Here is a 2,671-nt window from a genome sequence, read left to right as displayed (position 1 = left end):
CGGGCTGACCGCCCAAGTCTCACTTCAGCACTACAGATTTTTTCACGTTGCGCCCTTGGCATCCCCGGACTTGATCCGGGGTCACGCCTGGGTTTTCCTGCAAACGCCACCCTCATAGTGAGCCTGTCGAACCACCCTGCAACATTTCCCGGACCCTTCGACAAGCTCAGGGTGAGGGAGAGCGTTTTTTCTTGCCTGACTGTTAGGCACCAAATGGCGGGGGTGCCGGGGAAGCGAACGCAGTTCGCGACGGCGGTGTAAAAATGGCGGGGGCCGGGCCAGCCCGCGCGGCGTGAGCGCCAAAAGCAGCAAGTCAAGCGACCAACGGCGGCGCGAAAATGGCGGGGGTGCCGGGGTCGGGAGTGAAGCGACCAACGGCGGCGCGAAAATGGCGGGGGTGCCGGGGTCGGGAGTGAAGCGACCAACGGCGGTGCGAAAGAAAACCAAAAAATCTATCCCCGCCACAAATCCCTATGCCACAATATCTCACCTTTGATTGAAACCGCGCAGGCTGTTGACGAATGGCGGGTGGTGGAAGGCAAACCGTATCAGGCGGGGCGCTGACCAAATCAAAGGGGATGGCCGGGCCGCAAGACGTTTGCGGTGCCGCACCGTTTGATCTGTCCAGTCCGACACCGAGGGCAGCTGTAAGTCGTTTATTGGGTACTGTTTTCCAATATCACCAAATGATCAAACCGATCAGAACAGTTTTGGTGGAACGCGGGTAAGGGGATAGAAGGGTTTAGCACCCCGGGGCAATTGGACGTTGGCGAAAAACAACTGTCCACACGAGGCGTTTATTGTCTCATCATTTACTACCCATAACGAGACAACAATCGCCTCGTGTGAAACGCAATTTGAGCGTTGTCAGAAAAAGTGGGAACCGGTTTTTCGGTTCGACAGCGCGAATTTAAAAACAAAGGTCGAATGCGGGTGCATGTCGGGGGCTTTGGTGTGGCTAAATAGACCCCGGATCAACTGTTTGCTTATCTGCGCGTCAATTGGCGGGGATGTCGGGGAAGCAAATAGGTTCGCGACGGCGCGTTTCAAAAATGTACGCCTGTTCCGGCCAATCGATGGTGCGGCTTTAGCGGATCATAGGCTGACCAAGACGTACCCCGTGCGAAAAAATGTTTCAAATGTAACTACATCACAATTGATTTATATCAATTATAAGAATCAAGAACTCTGCGCATAGTGAGGACAAGTTGAACGGATTGATCGTCACCAGCCTCTGACTTTTCTGGTTTTGATCCTTCAATCAGCACTTCGCAAGTGGTGCTGTGCAATAACCTTGGCGGGTGTGCAATCATCTCATGCCTCGCAAAGCCCGCCAGGTTTATTGCCAACAAGTGTTCGGACAGGTGTGGGCATGTTCTCGCGATCATCCCCTATCTGATCTCTCCGCGTATGTCGCGCCTGTCCGATCCATTGTTCCCCTAACGTATTGGCATTTGTTTAATTGCGTCGCGTTGCGCAGCTTTTGCCTTTTGCCGTTCACGCCACCACACAAATAGCCCCGCACCCACTGTCAGCGTTGCACCAAAAAGGCTAATCATATCAATCCAGTGACCGAAAAAGATCACCGTCATGATGATAGCGGCGGGCAAAATTAGGAAGTTGAAGGGCTGCAATGCGCTTGCAGGTGCTTCGCGATAAGCCATCGCAAAAAGCGTGTGCGCCACATTGGCCGTCACAATCACCAATAGCATCAAAAGCCAAGCGTTCAGCGTCATCGGAACCATGTTGAAAATGCCAACGCTTGTGGAAAGGACAACCCCAACAACCGCCATATAGGCCATCGAGGTTGTGGTGCTATCCGTGCGCGCAACCAACCGCGTCAGAACGGTATAAAGCGCAAACGTTGTCACCGCCCCAAGCATGAACCAAACCCCAATGTTCACCTCTTGAAAGCCGGGGCGGATGATGATCATCGTGCCCAAAAACCCGACCCCAATGGCTGACCACCTGAATATGCCAACCTTCTCTCCCAATATCGGTATGGCAAACAAAGTCACAACAACCGGAAACAGCATGAAAATGGCTTGCAAATCGCTCAGTGGCATGAACTGTAGCGCCGCGCTGAAACACCAAATATCCAGCACCAACAATATGCCACGTGCAATTTGCATGACCGGTCGTTTGGTGTGAAAGGCCTTCCCAATTGGCCCTTCCCGCATAATCCAAACAAGCGTGAAAACCGCAACGCCCCAAAACCGGAACATAACCACCTGTGTAGGTGGATAATCCGTCACCAAATACTTCACCGCAACATCCTGCACGGAAAAAATCAGAATGGAAATCAATGTCAGGGCAATACCCTTGGAAATGTTATTCCCGGTGTCGGGATTGATGTTATTCATAAGTTAACCTGAAGGTAAAAGCGCACGATCAATTCAGCACGCCAAAGAGTGAAGACGTAAACCGTAGCACTGAATTTCTAAACCGCCTATAAGAATAACATGTGAACTATGCCAAGAGTTTGAACCATCATGCCCCATATCATTGTCGAATACTCAGCCCCACTTGCAAAACAATATGACCTTAGTGCTCTATGCGAAGAACTTTTTGAAGCAGCCATGAGCACAAGCGCTTTTGATACACCGCAAGATATAAAGGTGCGCATGCTGCCAGCGTCCCACTGGTTCCAGCAAGTGGAAAACTCAAGCTT

1 protein-coding gene and 1 pseudogene are annotated in these 2,671 nt (G+C 51.7%); one reads left to right on the top strand and one right to left on the bottom strand.

Annotated features, from left to right (window positions below):
- Window positions 1-1,439: 1,439 nt before the first annotated feature.
- On the bottom strand, window positions 1,440-2,363 hold the full coding sequence (locus Q0231_RS04745; protein ID WP_299345723.1) for a DMT family transporter: 924 nt from the start codon (window positions 2,361-2,363) through the stop codon (window positions 1,440-1,442).
- Between the two features lie 129 nt (window positions 2,364-2,492).
- On the opposite strand from Q0231_RS04745, the pseudogene Q0231_RS16685 reads away from it, so the two are divergent.
- A pseudogene (locus Q0231_RS16685) lies at window positions 2,493-2,671 on the top strand (hypothetical protein); the annotation flags it as partial.

The sequence above is a fragment of the uncultured Maritalea sp. genome (genome assembly GCF_937139385.1).
In the GTDB taxonomy this organism is placed as follows: Bacteria; Pseudomonadota; Alphaproteobacteria; order Rhizobiales; family Devosiaceae; genus Maritalea; species Maritalea porphyrae_A.
The sequence above is the reverse complement of the archived record's forward strand: the minus strand, read 5'-3'. Positions and strand labels throughout refer to the sequence as shown.

Coding starts and splice junctions, on each gene's coding strand:
- Q0231_RS04745 (WP_299345723.1), bottom strand. CDS start 2,363: ATGAATAACATCAATCCCGACACCGGGAATAACATTTCCAAGGGTATT.